General features: G+C 39.8%; 20 protein-coding genes and 1 tRNA gene. 14 read left to right on the forward strand and 7 right to left on the reverse strand.

Annotated elements, in window-relative coordinates; genetic code table 11:
• The first annotated feature begins 49 nt into the window (after positions 1–49).
• From bioH to Q4575_RS06385, 3 genes are all read left to right on the forward strand, one after another.
• Positions 50–784, forward strand: a complete 735-nt coding sequence (bioH, locus tag Q4575_RS06375; protein ID WP_303521748.1) for a pimeloyl-ACP methyl ester esterase BioH — start codon at positions 50–52, stop codon at positions 782–784.
• Between the two features lie 117 nt (positions 785–901).
• Positions 902–1,207, forward strand: coding sequence for a hypothetical protein (locus Q4575_RS06380; protein WP_215964464.1), 306 nt, complete (start codon positions 902–904; stop codon positions 1,205–1,207).
• A gap of 21 nt (positions 1,208–1,228) precedes the next feature.
• On the forward strand, positions 1,229–2,248 hold the full coding sequence (locus tag Q4575_RS06385) for a putative metalloprotease CJM1_0395 family protein (RefSeq protein ID WP_303521750.1): 1,020 nt from the start codon (positions 1,229–1,231) through the stop codon (positions 2,246–2,248).
• Positions 2,249–2,277: 29 nt separating this feature from the next.
• Here Q4575_RS06385 and Q4575_RS06390 read toward each other — a convergent pair whose 3' ends face one another.
• From Q4575_RS06390 to ccoG, 4 genes are all read right to left on the reverse strand, one after another.
• On the reverse strand, positions 2,278–3,060 hold the full coding sequence (locus Q4575_RS06390; protein ID WP_303521751.1) for a M48 family metallopeptidase: 783 nt from the start codon (positions 3,058–3,060) through the stop codon (positions 2,278–2,280).
• Positions 3,061–3,092: 32 nt separating this feature from the next.
• Complete coding sequence (locus Q4575_RS06395) at positions 3,093–3,734, reverse strand: thiol:disulfide interchange protein DsbA/DsbL (RefSeq protein WP_215964461.1); 642 nt, start codon at positions 3,732–3,734, stop codon at positions 3,093–3,095.
• A gap of 94 nt (positions 3,735–3,828) precedes the next feature.
• On the reverse strand, positions 3,829–4,827 hold the full coding sequence (locus Q4575_RS06400) for a serine/threonine protein kinase (RefSeq protein WP_215964460.1): 999 nt from the start codon (positions 4,825–4,827) through the stop codon (positions 3,829–3,831).
• Positions 4,827–6,245, reverse strand: a complete 1,419-nt coding sequence (gene ccoG, locus Q4575_RS06405; protein WP_215964459.1) for a cytochrome c oxidase accessory protein CcoG — start codon at positions 6,243–6,245, stop codon at positions 4,827–4,829. The genes Q4575_RS06400 and ccoG overlap by 1 nt, the downstream gene beginning before the upstream one ends.
• A 263-nt stretch (positions 6,246–6,508) precedes the next feature.
• Here ccoG and Q4575_RS06410 point away from each other — a divergent pair, with 263 nt between their 5' ends.
• The gene (locus Q4575_RS06410) at positions 6,509–6,877 is read left to right on the forward strand and encodes a hypothetical protein (RefSeq protein WP_215964458.1); all 369 of its coding nucleotides are present in this window, start codon (positions 6,509–6,511) and stop codon (positions 6,875–6,877) included.
• Here Q4575_RS06410 and Q4575_RS06415 read toward each other — a convergent pair.
• Positions 6,874–7,350: a DUF3299 domain-containing protein gene (locus tag Q4575_RS06415; RefSeq protein WP_215964457.1), complete on the reverse strand. Its 477-nt coding sequence runs from the start codon at positions 7,348–7,350 to the stop codon at positions 6,874–6,876. The genes Q4575_RS06410 and Q4575_RS06415 overlap by 4 nt on opposite strands.
• A 121-nt stretch (positions 7,351–7,471) precedes the next feature.
• Between Q4575_RS06415 and Q4575_RS06420 the strand changes: the two genes are divergently transcribed.
• The 5 genes from Q4575_RS06420 (at position 7,472) to Q4575_RS06440 (ending at position 12,162) form a co-directional block, all read left to right on the forward strand.
• A complete protein-coding gene (locus tag Q4575_RS06420; protein ID WP_215964456.1) occupies positions 7,472–7,936 on the forward strand; it encodes a GNAT family N-acetyltransferase in 465 nt (154 codons plus the stop codon).
• A 210-nt stretch (positions 7,937–8,146) separates the two neighbouring features.
• Positions 8,147–10,270, forward strand: a complete 2,124-nt coding sequence (locus Q4575_RS06425) for a TonB-dependent receptor (RefSeq protein ID WP_303521752.1) — start codon at positions 8,147–8,149, stop codon at positions 10,268–10,270.
• A gap of 84 nt (positions 10,271–10,354) precedes the next feature.
• A complete protein-coding gene (locus Q4575_RS06430) occupies positions 10,355–10,621 on the forward strand; it encodes a YkoF family thiamine/hydroxymethylpyrimidine-binding protein (protein ID WP_215964454.1) in 267 nt (88 codons plus the stop codon).
• 7 nt (positions 10,622–10,628) lie between these two features.
• The gene (gene pnuC / locus Q4575_RS06435; protein ID WP_303521753.1) at positions 10,629–11,288 is read left to right on the forward strand and encodes a nicotinamide riboside transporter PnuC; all 660 of its coding nucleotides are present in this window, start codon (positions 10,629–10,631) and stop codon (positions 11,286–11,288) included.
• On the forward strand, positions 11,281–12,162 hold the full coding sequence (locus Q4575_RS06440) for an aminoglycoside phosphotransferase family protein (protein ID WP_303521755.1): 882 nt from the start codon (positions 11,281–11,283) through the stop codon (positions 12,160–12,162). Before pnuC ends, Q4575_RS06440 begins: the two co-directional genes overlap by 8 nt.
• Positions 12,163–12,177: 15 nt before the next feature.
• Here the strand turns inward: Q4575_RS06440 and Q4575_RS06445 are convergent, their stop codons facing one another.
• Complete coding sequence (locus tag Q4575_RS06445) at positions 12,178–12,360, reverse strand: helix-turn-helix domain-containing protein (protein ID WP_215964451.1); 183 nt, start codon at positions 12,358–12,360, stop codon at positions 12,178–12,180.
• Between the two features lie 392 nt (positions 12,361–12,752).
• On the opposite strand from Q4575_RS06445, the gene Q4575_RS06450 reads away from it, so the two are divergent.
• Positions 12,753–12,827, forward strand: a tRNA-Arg gene (locus tag Q4575_RS06450).
• An 862-nt stretch (positions 12,828–13,689) separates the two neighbouring features.
• The gene (locus tag Q4575_RS06455; protein ID WP_303521756.1) at positions 13,690–14,964 is read left to right on the forward strand and encodes a sugar phosphate isomerase/epimerase; all 1,275 of its coding nucleotides are present in this window, start codon (positions 13,690–13,692) and stop codon (positions 14,962–14,964) included.
• Between the two features lie 426 nt (positions 14,965–15,390).
• On the opposite strand, the gene Q4575_RS06460 is transcribed toward Q4575_RS06455, so the two are convergent.
• Positions 15,391–15,621: a hypothetical protein gene (locus Q4575_RS06460; protein ID WP_215964448.1), complete on the reverse strand. Its 231-nt coding sequence runs from the start codon at positions 15,619–15,621 to the stop codon at positions 15,391–15,393.
• A 551-nt stretch (positions 15,622–16,172) separates the two neighbouring features.
• On the opposite strand from Q4575_RS06460, the gene gdhA reads away from it, so the two are divergent.
• From gdhA to Q4575_RS06475, 3 genes are all read left to right on the forward strand, one after another.
• The gene (gene gdhA / locus Q4575_RS06465; RefSeq protein ID WP_303521757.1) at positions 16,173–17,525 is read left to right on the forward strand and encodes an NADP-specific glutamate dehydrogenase; all 1,353 of its coding nucleotides are present in this window, start codon (positions 16,173–16,175) and stop codon (positions 17,523–17,525) included.
• Positions 17,526–17,786: 261 nt separating this feature from the next.
• Positions 17,787–18,101, forward strand: coding sequence for a hypothetical protein (locus Q4575_RS06470; RefSeq protein WP_215964444.1), 315 nt, complete (start codon positions 17,787–17,789; stop codon positions 18,099–18,101).
• Positions 18,102–18,416: 315 nt separating this feature from the next.
• Positions 18,417–19,709, forward strand: coding sequence for a transglycosylase SLT domain-containing protein (locus tag Q4575_RS06475; protein WP_303521758.1), 1,293 nt, complete (start codon positions 18,417–18,419; stop codon positions 19,707–19,709).
• The last annotated feature ends 5 nt before the right edge of the window (positions 19,710–19,714 follow it).

Genomic DNA, 19,714 nt, shown 5'->3' on the forward strand with positions numbered 1-19,714 from the left:
TTAATAAGAGGGTTTTGCCATCACTAGTTTTACCTTATCTCAATCGCCAGTGATACTGATCCATGGCTGGGGAATGAATAATAATGTTTGGACGCAAACCATCGAGCAGTTGTCGTTACTCACTGAGCGACCAATTGTTGCCATTGAACTGCCAGGTTATGGTGATGAACCAAATACCGTAAATAACCACACTGTCGAAACCTTAAGTGATTGGTTAGCCGACCAAATCCAAGAACCAAGCACCATTATTGGTTGGTCGTTAGGGGGGGTAGTGGCAACGCAATTAGCCATTACCCAACCAGAAAAGATCCTCAATTTGGGTTTGGTGGCCAGTTCACCCAAATTTATGGCTGACGGCAACTGGCCGGGTATTCAACCAGCAGTTTTGGATCAGTTTGCAAACCAACTTGATAATGAACATAAAGCGGTTATAGAACGGTTTATGGCGATTCAAGCGATGGGCAGTGTTTCTGCAAAGCAAGATATAAAAAGAATTAAAACCGCTGTTTTGGCCAAACCAACTCCGACGAGTGATGTGCTAAAACAGGGGTTGGAGATATTAAAAAATGCTGATTTACGGCAAAAATTACATCTTATCCAGGTGCCAGTAGCTGTTTTATTAGGACGGTTAGATGCTTTAGTGCCAATAAAAATGACCAAACAACTTACTGAATTTACGCAAGCTTTTGATGTCACTGAACTAGATAAAGCTTCTCATGCGCCTTTTATTTCGCACCCTGAGGCCTTTAATTTATGGTGTTTAGACCTAATTAATCTAACGTAAGGACTTGCAATATTTTACTATTGGTTAATAATTGTACATGGTAGAGTTTTTTTATTGGCCCGTATTACGTTTACAAAATAGCGTGTATTAATATGTGGTAATAAATTAGGGGGTAAGATGGACATTTCAAATGTGTCTTCTGCAGTGGTGTCTGGATTAAACGGATATAAAGCTGCAGAGCAAGGCATAGAACAAGCAAGCGTAAATATCAATCAGCTGCAAGCTGAGCGTGATGTCGTTGCACAAACAGATGTGGCAAATGACCAAAATGAAAATGCGCCGCGCGAAAATACACCACCACCTGTTTCACTTAATGCTGAAGCGGTAAACTTAGTGGTAAATGAACATTTAGCTAAAGCAAATGTAAATGTGATTAAAACTGCCGATGATGTTGTTGGCACTCTCATTGACACCAAAGTTTAGTAAAGCGAGATAGATACAACAATGTCTTTAAATATTGCACCGCCGTTACCTCACAATATTGTGAATGCAGCTGCTCCGACAACGGAGTCGCTTGCGCACGCGAATGCAATTAAAGAAGTTGTCCCAGCGCCAGTTCAAGCCGAAGCAATCGTCCCGCAAAAATCGCGCGAACAAGATGTTCGCCCTCCAGTGGTTGATAATCCAACTTACGATGGCATTAAGCAACTCGGCGGCTCGGTAATTCCAGACGATCCACTTGCTGAGGGCGAGTCAAACTCCCAACAGGGCGGTCAAGAATCGTCACAGGAGGGGTCGGCAGGAGAAACGGGTGATACAGTTGGAGACGAAAGCGCTGAGCAGAACACCAGTGAACAAACCGATGGCGACCAAGAGAAGAAAGCTGAAGAACGTGCTGAACAAGCTAAAAATGAAGCAGTTCGTCAAGAAGTACAGCAACTCGAACGTCGTGACGATGAAGTTCGCGCCCATGAACAGGCACACGCTTCTGTTGGCGGCGGACATGCTGGAACACCAAGTTATCAATATGAAACTGGTCCAAACGGTCAGAAGTATGCAGTAAGCGGCGAAGTGCCAATTGATGTATCTAAAGAGCCAACAGCACAAGAAACGATTCAAAAAATGCAAACCGTTAGAGCTGCCGCACTGGCGCCGGCTGAACCATCAAGTCAAGATCGTAAGGTTGCGGCTGAAGCGAGCCAAAAAATTTCCGAAGCCAGAGCTGAGTTAATTCGTGAGACGAGTCAAGCGGCCTCTAGTTCAACCAGTGACGATGAAAAGTTTGAAGTTAATACAGAGTCGCCTATAGGTGAGGAGCCTCGTAAACGAGCCTTAGCGGGTGAATATAACGCTGTTAAAAACGATAAGTCTTCTGAAATGGAAGCTCAACAAAGCCAAACATTAAAACTGGCAGAAGAACCAACTTCATCGAGATTTGAGTCGAGTCCTGTAGGCCAAGTGATCCAAAATCGATATTCACAATCGTATCAAACAGAAACTACTTCTTTTAACGCAGTTGCGTAAAGCCCGACACTAAAATGCAGCATTGAGTCTTATTGTTCTTTGATGGTTGGTAATTGCAAAGCCTCATGATTATGCCGTAACCAATTTTTAGTTTCGTCACAGTGCCCACAAATCTTTTTATTTAATGCCCAAAACTTCGCTGAATGATTCATATGTTTTAAATGGCAAAGCTCATGAATGACCACACAATCTATGACTTCAAGCGGTGCTGAAACCAGCAGCGGATTAAACCGTACTTCGCCACTTTGGTAACAACAACCCCAGCGGTTTTTATAGAACTTAAAACTCAATTTAGTTGGCGTTAGACCCGACCGTTCGATCCAGTAGTTTAAGCGTTGCGCAATTAAGGTTTCGGCTTCTTGTTTAAAAAAAGCCAATAATCGACGACGTATATAACTGGGATTTTTGAGACTTTGACTCGGGCCAATTAACGTTAATGTATGTGTTGTGGCGTCATGTACAATCGAGTTGTCCGATCCAACGTTAAATAACAAGTCATGCCAAATGCCACCATATAACAGTGCGGAACCGTTTTTGTAGGTCATTTTATTGCTAGGTAACTGAGCTTGTTTTTGCAAAACAGATTTAAGCCAAGAAGCACGGCCGACAACAAACTGCTCGATGTCCGATAAATGAATGTAGCTAGGGGCGTTGACTACAATTTGCCCGGACTTAACTTGTAAAGATACGGTTCGGCGTTTAGGAGAAAGCTTCAAAAGGTATTGCACTTCACCAAGTAAAGGCAGGTTGATGTTTTTAACGTGTGATTGTTTTGAAAGCGGCGCGAACGCCGCTGATATTAATGACTTCAACTTTATGAGCTAGCTCCCGTAAGGGCTAACAACTAGTCTTTTTTGGCTAGTTCTAGTGCCGCGTTTTCAAGTTGTGAAAATAAATCATCATAAGTAGACGCTTTAAAGCCCTTGCTTAGGATTTTGTATTTACCGTTAACAATGAAAGTAGGAACAGACGTTAATACGCGCGCTTGCGACAATTCAACTTGGTCTTTTTTCATTTTTTTCGACGCCGCTTTAACCGCAAAGCTATTAAACGCTTTATCAAACTGCTCGGCACTTACGCCATGAACCAAAAATAAGTTTTTAACGTCTTTTTCAGAAGTGAAAACCGCGCGTTGTTTGTGGATATAGTTAAAAATAGCGGTTGATACCTGTGGTACATTTAGCTTGTCTGACGCAACAAGTGCACGAGTCAATAACTCTTGGATATCAGGACCTGCGGCTCTTAAAAAGTCAACATGGCTCTTTTTAAATTCGATACCTTGAGCTTTAGAACTCTTTTTTAACTTAGCTGCCAACGGTTCAAATGATAAACAATGAGGGCAGTAGTATGAGAAAAACTCTTTGATTTCTGGAGTTTCTGTTTTCTCTTTAGCGATCACTTCAAAGTGAACGCCTTCTTTAAGTTCTACGGCCTGAATGCTAAATGCGAAAACAAACGTGGCTAACAGAGTGATGATCTTTTTCATGAATTATCCTAATTGAAATTACGATTTGGTATCGTGTTGACCCAAATTATGCCTGTAGAGAATATTTTTACAACCCAGTTTATTTGGAATGCGACTAATAACCTAACTTAAGCGGCGGTTCTCTTAGCGAATAAATTTGTTCTTTAATGGCTAAAACTTGCTGCTCCCAGTATTTGTCTGATGCAAACCAAGAAAAGTTCCTTGGAAATGCAGGATCAGACCAACGTTTTGCTAACCAAGCCATATAATTGACCATTCTACGTGCCCGCAAAGGTTCGATAAGCGACAATTCCGCTGTATTAAATTCGTTAAATTCTTCATACGCGGTAACAAGGGTATCGAGTTGCAGCATTTGTTGCTGCCGGTCACCATTTAACATCATCCACAGATCCTGAATGGCGGGACCATTTAAACAATCGTCTAAGTCAACTAAAATCGCGTCGTCTTGGTCGCCATGACTCTGCCACAAAATATTGCCCGCATGACAATCACCGTGCAATCTGATCACGTCATATTCAGCTGAGGACTGGTCTAGGCGCGTTAATGTTTCGTCAATTAACATGTCTAAGTCATGGAAAAAGGTATTTTTTAAATAGGACGGAATAAAGTCAGATTGCTGCAGTTCAGCGCGAGCTTCGGCAAATTCAGGGCGGAAATTAATGGTACTGCGGTTGTTAAACTTCTTAACACCGCTGGCCTTATGAAATCGCCCTAATAAGCGCCCTAACCACTCAAGCTGGTCAAGGTTATCATTCTCAAACATTCGTCCGCCGACGCTATTGTATAAACAAAATCGATAATTGTTATATTCAAAAAGTGTCTCGCCGTTAATCACTAACGGCGGAACAACAGGAATATCTTCGCTATCGAGATGCAAAGCAAATTGATGTTCATCAAGAATTTGCTCGTTGGTCCAACGTTCAGGTCGATAAAACTTTACGACATATTTTAGTTGGTCGTCAGCTCTAAATTGGTAAACCCTGTTTTCATAGCTATTTAACGCTAATAAACCCGATTCGGGATACACCCCGAGTGATTCGATAGCGTCCAATATCATGTCGGGGCCAAGTTCAGAAAAATTAAATGACGACATTAACGTCCCTTAAAGAAGCGGGACTCTTCATCTACGGTTAAGTCACCACTTGTTGAATGAAGAACAATTTTTATGTCCGTTATTGGCTTGTTTAACTCAAATGGATCAACAGCAATACTGATCGGCAGTCTGAGTACTTCGCCGGCTTTAACTTTAATTTGTTTGAGGCCAATAAAATCGAAATGATCTAACCCTTGGATTTCGATTAAATATTCGTTGTCTGTTTGGCTTTTATTAATAATCTGCAATGTATAAGTGTTTTCAATGAGACCTTCATCTGTTTCACGATACAAAGCGTTACGGTCTCGTTCGATGTTAAGTTCAAGCGGCACTCGCGACGAAATTTGCCAAATAAAGGCAGCAAACATGATAGAAATAACCACAAGGTAGCCATACAACTTACCGCGCAATATCTTAGTCGGTTTACCCTCTAAGCTATGTTCGGTGGTGTAACTTATTAATCCACGTGGATAATTCATTTTATCCATGGTTTCGTCGCAGGCGTCTATACAGGCACCGCAGTTTATACACTCGTATTGCAAGCCATTGCGTATGTCGATGCCTGTTGGGCACACTTGAACACATAGATTACAGTCAATACAGTCGCCTAAACCATTTTCTTCACGGTTAACTTTACGTGAACGAGGGCCACGTTTTTCACCGCGCTCAGTGTCGTAGGTAACTGTAAACGTATCTTTGTCAAACATCGACGACTGGAACCGTGAATATGGGCACATATGAATACACATAACTTCACGCATCCAACCGGCATTAGCATAAGTAGCGCCGGCAAAAAATAGGGTCCAACCAACAATCGCTGATGAGGCTTCAAACGTAAAAAAGTCGACAAATAATTGGTCGATAGGAACAAAATAACCGATGAACGTTAATGAGGTTAGCAACGAAACACCCCACCAGGAGGTATGCTTGAGCGTTTTTTTCCAGACTTTTGTCCAGCTCATTGGCATTTCGTCAAATCGTTTACGTTTATTAGCTGTCCCCTCGATTTTCTCTTCAAACCAAATAAACATAAAGGTCCACACAGTTTGTGGACATAAATAACCACACCAAACCCGACCATAAAATGTCGTCACAAAAAACAGCAAATAGGCAGAAATAATAAGAATAGAGGCAAATAAGGTAAGGTCTTGAGGCCACAGTGTTAGGCCAAAAATGTTAAATTCTTGATTTACGATGTCGAGTAAAATAGCCTGTCGGTCACCGTATTTTAACCAAGGTAATAATCCGAATAATCCTAACGATATAATACCTATTTTACGACGTATCAGTTGGTGCAGACCTTTTACGGCTCTTACATAAATACGACTTCGCAGATTATAAGTATGATTGTCAGATTGTTCAGGACGATGAACTTTAACGTCGGAAGGGATGTTTTTAATATCAATTTTTTGATTCATTGGACGATCCGTGGCTTGAGAGATTTGGCCATAAATAATAAAACCCCTTAACATTGTAACAATGTTAGGGAATTAACTAGCAACAATACACCCTAAAAAAGGGGACACAATTATGGTTGCAGTATTGTTCTGATTATAAAGCATAAAATGATATATTATTGGAAAAATTGTCGTTTCTTTGATCTGCTACATAACAAAATGACATTTAAACAAAGAAATCACATTTTTGGCGTATATTCTCATTTTAATTAGTAGGTATTAATATGAAATTTATTTTGTTTTTATTATTGATAGGGTCGTTACTCACTATCGATAGCCCATTTATAAACGATATCCGAGCGAAGCTTCTTGGATTTGTGAGTAATATTGCGTCGTCGGAATACGCAGAAAACAGAATTACCGATACCGTAAGCGCCGAAATCGTCAGTCATTTTAATACCCTAAATGACGCCGAGGAAGAGTTTTTGAAACCTTACCTTTTTACACCTGAAGGTTTGATGAAGTTTCACCGCAATTATTGTGAACACGATGCTTTTAATACTGAAATTTCAGATCAAAATCGTCGAAAAATTTGCAGCATTGTTGACCGACAATTGGATGCGATTGAAAATGAAGGATTGCGAAATAATTAAAAGTCGTCGTACGGTGCAAATGCCGTTGCGACCATAGTGTAGCCAACTTGTGCTAACTCGCCTTTCCATTCTTTAGTTGATAGTGTGCCAATTAGATAGATTGGGTCGTATAGCGCTTCAGCAGGCGCCCCTTTTTTAAAGGTGACATGGATAATTTGATTTGAGGGCGGCGGCGGAACGTGCGTGCATGCGCCAAAATAAGGGACGAGTAGAAATTCAGTAACAGATGTTTCATCACCTTCTAATGGCACAACAAATCCAGGGATTTTAACTAATTTGCCGTCTAACTCCTTTACAACAGGGGCGTTAATCGTTTGTGGGCCTGCCATAGCTTGACCAATATGCTCAACGTTGGGTGCTTCGATCTGAAAATCGTTAGGCACCAAATTTTCCCATTCTAGTTCGACTGGTTGCTGTGCAAATAGGTGAGTTGAGATAACAAAACAAATTAGTAAAACGGCATTTTTAATCATACATTACTCAGAATACTGGAACTAAAAGAAGAATAACTGGCTGATTGGGCTTTGCCAAGTTGCTTGTTATCATCGCCATGTAATTTGCGTTTAACGACAATATAAATTTATGAGGAACATAATGACAATAGAACTAAATTGGCAAACTAAGTCCTTTAGCGAACTGTCGACTGACGAATTGTATGACCTGCTTAAACTCAGAATTGACGTGTTTGTTGTCGAGCAAACCTGTTATTACCCAGATTTAGATGACATTGACCGAATGCCAAACGTTTACCATCATTTTGCTTATGAAAAAGGCGAAATGGTTGGCTATTGCCGACTTATTGGGCCAGACATTGTTTATCCGAAAGAGTCTGCTATCGGGCGGGTTGTCGTCCACCAGAATCATAGAGGAAAAAGCTTAGGTGTTACGTTAATGAAAAGTGCGTTATCCGAAGTGAAACAACGATGGCCACAGTGCACTTGCCATATCTCTGCACAGCAGCACCTGCAGGCTTTTTACCAAAATTTGGGGTTTGTTCAAATCACCGAAATGTACCTGGAAGACGATATCCCGCATATTGGAATGCGACTGACATACTAACAATTCAAATTAAGTTTTCCTTTTTAGTGGCAATAAATGCGTGAGCGCCGATAATTAAACACATTAAAAAGCATAATTCATAGAAAACAGTAATTGGAGTAACTATACTAATTTAGGTATGATCGAAAATTAATCCATTAAATTAAGCTTTTATCTCAGGTTGGGCACGCCAATCACGGGACACCAACATTTTCAGGGACAACTAATATAATGAGTATGATTCGTAACGTCACATCTCTAATCGCACTGACGTTCTCTGTTTCGACGTTTGCATACGAAGAAACAGATGAAATTGAAAAGATTGAAGTAAAAGGTGAGATCCTACCAACAGTTGCATCCGACGCAGCTAATGCGGTTGATATTGTAAATATGCAACAGATAGAGCGTTTAGGCGCAACTCATCTGCAAGATATGTTACAACAAATGGGTAATGTAAATTTCTCTGCGGGTAGCTCTCGTGCCCGCTTTATACAAATTCGTGGTATTGGAGAACGCAGTCAGTTTGTCGACCCGGTCAACCCATCTGTTGGTATTGCAATCGATGGTATTGATTACTCTGGTGTTGGCGGTGCTGCGATGATGTTTGATGTTGAACAAATCGAAGTTTTTAAAGGGCCTCAAGGCACCAGCATTGGCGCCAATGCCATGGCCGGTTTTGTCAACATAAGCAGTGCAGAAACAGGCTTGGCTCACCCAACAAGACTTCGACTTGAAGCGGGTAATTACGGTTACACAAATCTTGGTTTTGCTACTGGCGGCGATATTAACGAAAGCAACGCTTATCGGGTTTCTATCAATAAAGTTGATGGTGATGGTTACATTAATAATACCCACCTAAACCGAGATGACACTAATGGTTTTGATGAGTTAGCAATTAGAGCAAATGTGAAATCGATTATAACGAACGATTGGATCATCGCATCTACGCTTCACAAATTTGATATCGACAACGGTTATGACACTTTTTCATTAGATAACAATCGCAATACCTTGTCGGACCAACCAGGCTTTGACCGCCAGGACACAACTTCTGTTGGTGTCATTAGTTATTATCGAGGTGCTGAGCAATTTAATAATAAAGTGGCGTTTAGCTCTTCTCATACAACCACGGAATATGGCTATGATGAAGATTGGGCGTATGACGGCATCCACCCAGATGGATACACCAGCACTGATGCGTATTTTCGTGATAAAGCGCAATATCAATTTGACGTTGCTTTCAGCTCAAAAGAAGACGACTTAGTTGTTGGTTTGTTTGGCCGAAGTATTACAGAAGAGCTAACTCGAGATTATGTTTACGCGGCTGGTATATTTGAAAGCGAAAATGAGGTTAATAATTTTGCTATCTATGGTGAAAAACGCTTTGAAGGTTCGGACACTATGGAGATCTCTACTGGATTGCGTTTCGAACGTTATAGCGGTGAGTATGTTGATAATGCAGGCACAGCCCATGATTTTGACGATAACATGTGGGGGGGTCATGTATCAGCGAGTAACAAATACAGTGATAACTTCTTAACCTATATTCGAATTAGTCGTGGTTTTAAATCCGGCGGTGTTAATGGTGAAGCATTAGGGCGCGTGGGTGACTTACAAAATGATTTGGACCGAGCAGAATTGAGTCAATATTCAACGTTTAGACCCGAAGTGCTTGAAAATATTGAGATGGGCATAAGAGCAAGCAATAACAAAAATACGTTAACAGCCAGCGCCAATATTTTTTATGCTACTCGTGACAATATCCAAATAAAACAATGGCTCACAAATCAAGCTGACGTGCAAAACAATTCAGCCAATCCTATTTTCATTGGTTATATTTCTAATGCACCGCAAGGCGTTAATTACGGTTTAGAAACCAATGTTAAATACGAACCAAATTCGTTTATGTCTATTACGGCTGGATTGTCGTTATTAGAAACCGAAGTAGACAATATAAATCGTAAGTTCACGGATCCAGAAACATGGGAAGACAAAATCATTGTTATCCAAGACCGCGAACAAGCCCATGCCCCAAGCTATCAATTCCATTTAGGCGGTAACTTTAGAGTTACAGACCGTATTGAAGCAAGTGTTAGCCTTACTGGTAAAGACGAGTTTTACTACTCATTTAGCCATGACCAGAAATCTGAAGCAATGCAATTGATTAATGCGAGTGTAATTTATATTGGCGACAACATGGACATCACTTTTTGGGCTCGAAACCTAACAGACGAAACGTACGGCGTACGTGGTTTCTATTTTGGCAATGACCCAAGAGACGGTTGGGAGAACAAACTTTATGAACAGTTTGGCGAACCATTTGTTTATGGTGTAAAAGTCGATTTCGTTTTCTAAGAAAATGGGATAAAACCCAATAATTTTAGGCAAGAGTTTAGACCCCAAAAGCAGTTTAAAAATTAGATCAAGAGAAGCACGAAATTGAAATTAAGCGTCGAAATAAGTAAGTACCCACTAAGCGAAGTTGATTATATAGCGGCTATCTCTGATTTTATCGCCAGGCTAAATCAGTACTCAGCAATTAACGTATCTACAAATTGCATGAGTACTCAAATTTTTGGTGACTATGACATAGTTATGAGCGCTTTAAATACCGAACTAAAACGAAGCTTCGAGCAGTTTGGAACAACCGTATTTGTCTGTAAGTTTATTCCAGGTGACTTGTCTAACACAGTTGGTAAGGGCTAATCGGAAAATGATTGATGGGGTTTTAGCTGGATTCGAAGCAATGTCGATATGGGAATACATTGCCGCTATTTTGAGCCTTGTATATGTCATATTAGCCATAAAACAAAATAGTTGGTGTTGGCCAGCGGCTTTTGTTAGTACGGCAATCTACACCCTACTCTTTTGGCATGGTGCCTTGCTAATGGAAAGCCTGCTAAACTTTTATTATATGTTGATGGCGGTTTTTGGTTTTCACCAGTGGCGCACTGTTGATAAAAGTGCAGAAGAAAATGCGATTTTTGAAGATATCGCCACCGTAAAACCAATTATATCGTGGCGTATGGCATCCCACATAAAATACATTACTGTTATTTCGTTAATGGTATTGGTGGTTGGATTTATGCTCGACAACTTTACCCATGCAAACATGGCATACTTAGATACTTTCACTACAGTATTTGCGCTATTTGCTACGTATTTACTAACCCAAAAAGTATTGGAGAATTGGCTCTATTGGGTTGTAATTGATATCGCATCCTTGTTTCTATATGTCACACAAGGCTACTACCCAACCGTCGTCCTATTTATGTTATATACCCTATTTGCCGCCCACGGCTATATAAGTTGGCGTAAGTTGTATATTGAAGAGCAAGAAACAGACGACAATGAATTATTAGACCATGCGTAATGGCATTGATCTAGTAGACACACCTCAGGTTAGGCATTTACCCCAGACTTTGCTTGACCAAATCGTTCGGTTAGATGCCGTGTTTGTAGGCACCCACAACACCTTAAAATGTTACTTTGATAATGGCCAAGTCTGGTATCTTAAAACTGCACGCACAAAACTAGCATCAGATTCATTGCAATATGAAGCTGATATTACCCAACATTTAAACTCGCAACCACATCAACATCTAAGCGTTCCAAAGGTCACTTGGCGTGATAATAAGGGGATGTCATTAGCGACAGAAGAAATTGTTGGGGCGTTGATGAGCCGAGAGTTATTATTGACAATGTTACCGTTAGTTGTCGATGCGCTCATAGAAGCCCATACAACAAAGTTAGAGCAGGTAAGTCCTGCAACTTGGACAATCACGCAGTTAAAACAAGAAATAGACTCAGTATTAACGACAAGAAACGACCAATGGCAGTTAAAACAAAAATTTGAAGCCATTAAATGTCTGACGGATAACAATGAAAATATAACAGGGTGTTTCAAAGGGTTAGTTCATGGAGATCTAAATCTAGGCAATATCTTAATGACACCTGATCATACTAAGGTTGGCTTGTTAGATTGGGAATGTGCACAGTACACCGACGTTCGATGGGATCTCGCGAGTATCATTGTCGAATTTGAATTAAACGAACTACAGACTCAAAAGTTGCTGCTAAGTTATGTACAACAATTTAACTTAACGGCAATTTTCGATAAAAGCGGTAGCAATGAATTAGCGCCTAATGAATTTGTGCAAGGTGCACAGCATTGGATTGAGTTTTACCGACTAACTTGCCTTTGCTGGGCGTTAAAACACAACCACCCATTAAGGCTTTATCAATAGTAGTATCTGAAGAGACTAGATGCCGCCGAGTCGCTCAGCAATTTCTTTATATTTTTTAACGTCTTCTTGATTAAACAACGGGTTACCGCCGCCATCTTTTTCAGCTGCATTTAACAAGTGCTCGCGTTCTAATCGTAAAACTCTAACGTCTTTCACGCCAAGAAATTCAGCTACTTGATCTACTGTCATTAACGACATACCCCGTCTCCTACCCTTTTTATCATATGAATGTGGTGAGTTAATTAAAGCTTATTACGCCAAAATATCTAGTTAAATTTGCCAAATTCGCAATAAACGTAAATAGCATGGTTACACCAATGTAAACTAAAATAGGGTGATAAAACAATTGTTTATCTCTGATTTTTTAAATTTGTGATAACCGTATTGTTGTACGCAATAAAAAATTCATCTAATAAAATACCAAGTTAACCTCAATATTAGGTTGTCTATATATCGCGCAGCCCATTGCGGCGAGTCAGGTTTGGCTTATTATGATGACCTACAAACTGTTGTAAATTTGAACAGTTAGGGAACGTTTATCGATTTATGTTGGCAATTATCACCCTTATTCCATAAACTACTGCCCAGTTGCTCCCGTAGTGAAGTGGATATCACGCGACCCTCCGGAGGTTGAAGCGCAGGTTCGATTCCTGCCGGGAGCGCCAATTCTTATATACCCCAAATAATACGCCAGCAAATATAAAGACAAATATTCTTAAAGTGGAAATTGACCATACGCTCTTTGGAATTGCAAAAAGTGTATTGTGAAAAAGTGAAAATTGGGTATCGTTTACTATAATCGTCATTAGCGATAAATTATTATTTAAACAATTGGTAGCGACTAACGGAGGGTAATAATGGAGTTACTTAATGAATATCCGGTATTAATTCTGCCGGCAATACTGCTATTTGTTGTCGTTGCGGGCTATTTAATTTCATTTCTTCCTATTGGACCTAACGAGTCCAAATAAAAAGATAATTTCAAAAAGTTAAAACCGGTAGGGACAAACCTGCAGGGTCAGAGTCTGTAGGAACCCCACGAATTTGTAGAACAAAAAATTGATATGCTCCACCAGTAACATGGAGCAGCTCAATTGTTTCTGCTAATTCCTTTCTTGAGATTGTTCCATATCTATCCGCTACTACTGTTAACCCTATGAAATGACAATACCTTATTATTTTTCACGCTATTAGCCTGATATTGCCGATGTTTATTGTCTAATACTTTGGCCAAAATCACAGTACCACTATAACTTAACGAACCGTTAAATTATTAATTACCTTCCTGTAATCGTAATCGATATCGCATACCTAAAACAAAAATACGTAAAGATAGTTAAGTAGAAACCTACGTTACTATTTATATCGATTTATTTATCGTTCCTAAATTTTGTAAATGCGACTGGCCTTACTCCAAAAAATGCTAATAATTGTTATAAGCTTTTTTATTGGGAGAGAGGTTTATAAACATGCAGGTTTACCTTGTTATTGGGCGACCTAAAACTAATAAAACGACAGGTCTTAACCATGAGATTAATCATTTCGATTGTATTCATTTTCTTTCTCAACCAAAGCCTATTGGCAGAACCTTTGCTCAAATCTCAAATTGATCGCCTACATCAATATGCGGGGCATTGGGTCAGCAGCGATAATATTGAAACCGAAAACTTTGGGGCCTTTCCTGCAATAAAGATGAAAAATATTTCAACAATGAATAATCAGTCGATGCAAGTAGAAGTACTTCAATATCAAAACGGCCATTACAAAACCTTATTAACTGAATTGATTGGTTACGATACTAAGAGTGACCAAATCATTGCATTAGGGCAAAACCAAGAAGGGGTTATTTTCAAAGGAAAAGGGCTTTTTTCATCGGATAAAAAATGGACGATGCGAGACGTCGATATGCTTGGTAACTTTTATTTGCAAGTCGATTTTGAGTTTCAAAGCCCCAGCAATATATTAGTAGAGGGGTTTGACGTTACAGGTAAAAGCCTTTGGAAAACCCGCTATATCAAGTCTAACCCTAAAGATAAAAATATTGGGATCCAACTAGTCTCGGTACATCAGGAAATGCTGAATGACCCTGCAGGAACGCTGAGAGAGCTAGGACGTATGGGTTATAGCTACATAGAAACCTTCGTTTATGACAATGGAACTTTTTATGGCATGTCGCCAACCGAGTTTAGACAGGAAGTTAGGTTACACGGAATGCAATTTATGGGGTCCATGACATTTCATGATCTGCCTGCTTCTGACAATTGGGAAAGCGCCTTAAAATGGTGGGCGAAGACGATAGATGACCATGTAGAAGCGGGCGTACATTATCTGACAACGTCCAATAATCAACTCAAAGGTGTAACGACTAAATTAGAACTGCAGCGTTATAGCGATTATTATAATGCGATTGGGAAGTTATGCCGCGAAAAGGGCATTACCTTTGCCTTTCATAATCACGCTGACGAATTTGGCGATGTCGAGGGCACTCGGATCTATGACTATTTTTTAGAACACACCAACCCTGCATATGTGTATTTTCAAGCTGATATTTATTGGATGAAAGTCGCTGGGGTAGAGCCTGTGAATTATTTTAAAAAATACCCAAACCGATTTTTAAGTTGGCACATTAAAGATTATAAAGAGCTCGGGGCAAGTGGCAATATTGATTGGATGGAGATATTTCATCACGCTGAATTTAACGTGCCAAAGTATATGGTTGCCGAAGTTGAAGAGTACACCTACCCGCCTTTATATAGCGTTCAGTTGGCATGGGAATATTTATACTATAAGATCTTAAATTAAATTTTCGATTTTATCGTAACACCCAAAAAGGCACGGATCTGCTTATGAAACTTGTTCCCTTCATAATATCCACAGTTCTATTTATTGCGGCATATAAAAAATACACCGTTGAACCTCACTCTAAAGTCTTATGGATCGTTGTTGCATTAGCACTTATATTTTTAGTGAGTGCATTCCGATCCAAACGCTCCAAATTGCGTCATGGGGATGCTAGTTCTAGTTGGTTTGATTCTGACGGTGGCAGCTCAGGAGGAGATGGCGATTAACAGAAACGTTATGTTAGCCGTATTATGTAATAGTACTAACACCTAACTTATCGTTAACAATGAGTTAGGTGTTTCTATTTTGTAAAAATCCATTTTTTGTCGCTATTTGTGAGCAGCGTTCTATTATTATCCATATGTTATCGAGCAACACGTGTACCGTTTATTTGTGCGGCGGGACTTTATTTAGAATGAACTCCATTAAACTGGGGATGTAAGCGTAACCCTCGATACCCTCAATTGCCTGTCGGGCGTGGGTGATAGCTTGGTGCTCATATTCATTAATGGATGTGTGGTCTAATTTAAAAACGCATTTAATTTCTGCTATTTCATTTGCTGGTATAACCAAAGTATATAATTCACACGGCGTGAATTTTGTCTTGTTTTTACTCATTGTCGATCCTAAAGGTAATGAATGAAGATTTAGGTTATCAACAAATTACGAATGCATTTTATTTGCGGGTGTCTCTAATGTTAGTGCTCAAACCCTGAATTTTCTCTCCCTAAATTTTGAAACGGCGGCAAATGTTGCTGGATTGATTTTCTATACTTTATCTAAGCTCAAGAACAAGTTGTTGCCATCGCAGTGTTCAGATTTCATTACACGTCTTCAAAGCCTTAATTTTCCCGTTTTGCCTAATTGACTCTAATTCTGTCTAAAGTGAAGGCAAGATCTCAATTTACAAAGTCCATTAGTGATTTGTATTAGAAAGCTCAGCATTAGTGGAACGCAAAACAAAATATCGAGCTCCTATTGAGATTCTTTGCTTAGTTCGCTTGCATGGCTCGAAATCCAGTTGTTAAGCCTAAGGGGCCAATCCGACTTGAATTAAACATAGGAACGTCGGTTTCATGGGGGTTATTACTTGGCAAGCCTTATGCGGCTAAAACTGTATTTGTAAGGCAACAGCTAGACGTAATCTTTCAATTTAAAGGACGTATTTGATGAAATATATTCACCAAACGATATCTGATTTAATGCGCAGTAGCCCGGCGCAAACTGAATTTTACCAAGCTGTTGAAGAGGTGCTTAACTCGTTAGCGCCTCTTTTAGAAAAACATACTCACTACCAACAGCAAGCGATTATTCAACGTATTGTTGAACCTGAACGTCAGATTATGTTTCGGGTACCTTGGGTTGATGACGACGGTCAAATACACGTTAATAAGGGATATCGAATTGAGTTTAATTCATCATTAGGCCCATACAAAGGAGGGTTGAGGTTTCATCCTTCCGTCAATGCGGGGATCATCAAATTTTTAGGATTCGAGCAAATTTTTAAAAATGCTTTAACGGGTCTGCCTTTAGGCGGGGGCAAAGGCGGTGCAAACTTTGATCCCAAAGGTCGCAGTGATGGTGAAATTATGCGTTTCTGCCAATCATTTATAACAGAGCTTTTTCGCCATATCGGACCGACAACGGATGTACCTGCGGGCGACATTGGCGTTGGTGCGCGAGAAATAGGCTATATGTTTGGTCAATACAAACGATTAACCGGAAATTACGACGGCGTATTTACAGGCAAAAGTCTACTTTGGGGTGGGTCACTTGCTCGTAAAGAGGCGACAGGTTATGGCACTGTATATTTTGCTGAATGCATGCTTAAAGAACGTAAAGATAGCTTAAATGGCAAACGCTGTTTAGTGTCTGGAGCTGGCAATGTCGCTATATATACAATGGAAAAGCTCTATCAGCTGGGAGCAACACCAATCACCTGCAGTGATTCATCGGGGACAATTTATCATGACCGCGGCATTGATCTAAAGTTAGTAAAACAACTTAAAGAAAAACAACGAGTGAGCCTAGCTCATTATGCCGAAAGTTACCCAGAAGCTATCTACACAGAGGCCGCACATTATCCTGAAGACGGCCACGCGGTTTGGCGTTATAGAGCCGATGCGGCATTTCCGTGCGCCACTCAAAACGAGTTAACCTTGATGGATGCAAAGGCTTTATTAACAAACGATTGCAAATTGGTGAGTGAAGGGGCAAATATGCCTTCAACTAAAGCGGCTGTTGATGCATTTATTGACGCTAAAATTGCTTATGGGCCGAGTAAAGCTGCCAATGCCGGCGGTGTAGCAACAAGCCAATTAGAAATGGCTCAAAATGCGAGTATGCAAAAATGGACATTTGAACAGGTAGATGAGCAGCTAAAGCAAATAATGCAAAACATTTTTATTAGCTCAAGTCATGCAGCGAAAGAATTTGGTCATGAGGGAAATTTAGTATTAGGCGCTAATATTGCGGGATTCCGACGTGTTGCCGATGCCATGATAGAACAAGGCGTTGTCTAAATAAGCGTTAGTTAAGGTAAGTTGCAATTAAACATAAAACATAGGCGCTGTTGCCAATGTGTATCCACAATTTTCTAATTGCCTTAACGACGCTTTACTCGTTATCCATATGCCGTTTTATTATGTATTAAAGAACGGTGACTTGCTCTGTGTTTCTTCTAATTGCGTGGTGAATTTGATGTTTACTCGTTTTAGCGAAACAGATAAAATGGCCTTGTTAGGCATTATTTAATGGATTAAATTAAGATAGGTTCAAGGATTATGAAAAAAGATCACGCTTGCCCTAAGTGCAAAACTAAAGTTAGTTGGTTTCAACTCTATTGGTCATTTTCAGAACACTTTCAATGCTCTAAGTGCTCAGCTGAACTTTCAATACAAGATAAGTTAAATAGAAAAGCAGTGATATTTGGCACAATGTTAATTATTCATATTAGTGGCTATTTCTGGATTGTCGGTGATTCATTCTTTTCTACCATCCCATTTATTTTGTGCGTAATCATCTCTTGTTATATCTATCGTTATACGACTACCGTTGTTCTCACAACTGCACCTGAAAAAAATCAAAAACATTTTTAAAATTTTTTGATGAGCAATCGTCAGATTCAGTCACCGGTGCGTAGCAGATCCCTTCACCGATGGGTAGAAAGTCGAGTGTGAGATAAAGTGTGTTTTTTTAGCAAATTTACGCTCTTATCAGTAACCTTTCCGTGCCTTTTTGCCACGCTTATAGTAATGTTAAATCTCGTTAGTAAGGATGCAAACAGCCTGTCAAAAGATTAGTGTAAGTAAGAAAATGCAATTTTTTCAACAACTTCCTAATTACCCCTTACTAATTCAGCGACATCATTCATTTAATAAATAGCTAATTGCTGGGTATAGAAAGGTTATGTCATGCAAAATAAATACAAAATTTTGACAATTTTGCTCTTCATGGTAGGCGCACTCCCTCAAGGTGTTAGCGCGCCAAAATCAGAATTTGAGCGTTTTAAGGCACAATTTACAACGTTCGCAGAAAATGAGAAAAAGGAATTTGCTGACTACAAACTCAATCTTAGGAAAGAGTTAGCGCAGTATAAAGCTCAAGTTACGGGAGTTTGGGGGTATGCCGATGTGTCCAGTGGCTCAAGGCTAGTTGTTTATTCTCAAGACATGAATGAGAAAGTTCTCATTGATTACGCCGCCGATGAAATTTTTTATTCCAGCATCAAACCGTCTAATTTAAAGCAAGCCGAAACCTTATTAAATAATACGCTTAATGCATCAATTGCTGATTTGAAAAACGGCATGTCGCTCAGCTCAAAAAAAATTAAAAAATACGATCCGAGTAAAGGATTAACAGTAGCGGATTCGCTTGGTATTAGCCAAAGTGAATTAAAGGCATTAGTGAAATCGGTTGCCAAGCGTTCCATTCCCGTGAAAGAAGTTGAGCGCGTTGAAGAAAATATTAAGGCACTCGTTAAGGCCAAAAAGAAAGTCGAAGCCTATATCCAAACGTTGCCCGTGGAGAAGCAACTACCAGAGCGTATGTTTCTTAATACCTTTGATGTGGAAACCAGTAATGCGCTTAAACATCAACAGCAAGTCAGTGTGGCGCCAGAGAAAAAACAACCCGCGACACGGAAAATAAAATTCAGTAGTACGCAGTGGAAAAAAACCACACCGTATCGACGTTATGTTAGTTCGCAGGCCAATAAATACAACCTATCACCGGCGCTCCTGTATGCCATTATGGAAACAGAGTCTAGCTTTAATCCTATGGCCCAATCCCCCATCCCTGCCTTTGGTTTAATGCAGGTGGTGCCAACAAGCGCGGGCATAGACGTAAATGACTATTTGAATAAATCAAAAACACCGCCGCATCAAAAAACATTATTAGTCCCTGAAACCAATGTTGAATTTGGTTCGACGTATATGAATTTATTGGTTAATCGTTATTTTTCGCCAGTAAAAAATGAAACCAGTAAAATTTATGTCGCAATTGCGGCTTACAATACGGGCCCAGGCAATGTTGCCTATGTTTTTAACGATAAAAGCAGTAAAAAACTTAAACCAGCTTATAAAGCAATCAATCAACTTGCACCGCAGGAGGTTTACAACAAGCTTCGTGCAAATGCGCACCCTGAAACTCAAGGGTATATTCAAAAAGTACTTAAAGCTAAAAAGTACTACGAACAGTTTATTTAGAAAGC

The organism is Psychrosphaera sp. 1_MG-2023 (assembly GCF_030548245.1).
GTDB classification, from domain to species: domain Bacteria; phylum Pseudomonadota; class Gammaproteobacteria; order Enterobacterales; family Alteromonadaceae; genus Psychrosphaera; species Psychrosphaera algicola.

What these genes read in the sequence shown, in the direction of transcription:
- Q4575_RS06380 (WP_215964464.1), top strand. Translation starts at nt 902, where the DNA reads ATGGACATTTCAAATGTGTCTTCTGCAGTGGTGTCTGGATTAAACGGA.
- Q4575_RS06385 (WP_303521750.1), top strand. Translation starts at nt 1,229, where the DNA reads ATGTCTTTAAATATTGCACCGCCGTTACCTCACAATATTGTGAATGCA.
- Q4575_RS06395 (WP_215964461.1), bottom strand. Translation starts at nt 3,734, where the DNA reads ATGAAAAAGATCATCACTCTGTTAGCCACGTTTGTTTTCGCATTTAGC.
- Q4575_RS06400 (WP_215964460.1), bottom strand. Translation starts at nt 4,827, where the DNA reads ATGTCGTCATTTAATTTTTCTGAACTTGGCCCCGACATGATATTGGAC.
- ccoG (WP_215964459.1), bottom strand. Translation starts at nt 6,245, where the DNA reads ATGAATCAAAAAATTGATATTAAAAACATCCCTTCCGACGTTAAAGTT.
- Q4575_RS06410 (WP_215964458.1), top strand. Translation starts at nt 6,509, where the DNA reads ATGAAATTTATTTTGTTTTTATTATTGATAGGGTCGTTACTCACTATC.
- Q4575_RS06415 (WP_215964457.1), bottom strand. Translation starts at nt 7,350, where the DNA reads ATGATTAAAAATGCCGTTTTACTAATTTGTTTTGTTATCTCAACTCAC.
- Q4575_RS06420 (WP_215964456.1), top strand. Translation starts at nt 7,472, where the DNA reads ATGACAATAGAACTAAATTGGCAAACTAAGTCCTTTAGCGAACTGTCG.
- Q4575_RS06425 (WP_303521752.1), top strand. Translation starts at nt 8,147, where the DNA reads ATGAGTATGATTCGTAACGTCACATCTCTAATCGCACTGACGTTCTCT.
- pnuC (WP_303521753.1), top strand. Translation starts at nt 10,629, where the DNA reads ATGATTGATGGGGTTTTAGCTGGATTCGAAGCAATGTCGATATGGGAA.
- Q4575_RS06440 (WP_303521755.1), top strand. Translation starts at nt 11,281, where the DNA reads ATGCGTAATGGCATTGATCTAGTAGACACACCTCAGGTTAGGCATTTA.
- Q4575_RS06445 (WP_215964451.1), bottom strand. Translation starts at nt 12,360, where the DNA reads ATGTCGTTAATGACAGTAGATCAAGTAGCTGAATTTCTTGGCGTGAAA.
- Q4575_RS06455 (WP_303521756.1), top strand. Translation starts at nt 13,690, where the DNA reads ATGAGATTAATCATTTCGATTGTATTCATTTTCTTTCTCAACCAAAGC.
- Q4575_RS06460 (WP_215964448.1), bottom strand. Translation starts at nt 15,621, where the DNA reads ATGAGTAAAAACAAGACAAAATTCACGCCGTGTGAATTATATACTTTG.
- gdhA (WP_303521757.1), top strand. Translation starts at nt 16,173, where the DNA reads ATGAAATATATTCACCAAACGATATCTGATTTAATGCGCAGTAGCCCG.
- Q4575_RS06470 (WP_215964444.1), top strand. Translation starts at nt 17,787, where the DNA reads ATGAAAAAAGATCACGCTTGCCCTAAGTGCAAAACTAAAGTTAGTTGG.
- Q4575_RS06475 (WP_303521758.1), top strand. Translation starts at nt 18,417, where the DNA reads ATGCAAAATAAATACAAAATTTTGACAATTTTGCTCTTCATGGTAGGC.